Source organism: Neobacillus drentensis (genome assembly GCF_036965645.1).
Taxonomy (GTDB): Bacteria; Bacillota; Bacilli; order Bacillales; family Cytobacillaceae; genus Neobacillus; species Neobacillus drentensis_D.
The window spans coordinates 4,836-5,050 of record NZ_JBALPZ010000158.1; the positions used below are offsets into that span (position 1 = coordinate 4,836).

A 215-nucleotide genomic window follows, 5' to 3' on the forward strand; every position below is an offset into this window, starting at 1 on the left:
GTACTAGATTTATGTAATGGAGAAATTATTGCCTATAGCGTCATGAAACGTCCTGTTTATAAATTGGTAGCAGATATGTTAGGCCAAGCGATTGAACGCCTTCAGCCAGGAGACCAAGTGATCCTACATTCTGATCAAGGTTGGCATTATCAAATGAAAAAGTACCAAAAAACCTTAGAACAGCATCAAATAAAGCAAAGTATGTCCCGCAAGGG

At 39.1% G+C, this 215-nt stretch carries 1 protein-coding gene; it reads left to right on the forward strand.

All coding sequences use genetic code 11. From position 1 onward, the window contains the following. Positions 1–215, forward strand: a 215-nt coding sequence (locus V7266_RS25345) for a DDE-type integrase/transposase/recombinase (RefSeq protein ID WP_335472021.1), incomplete at both ends; no start/stop codon positions are given.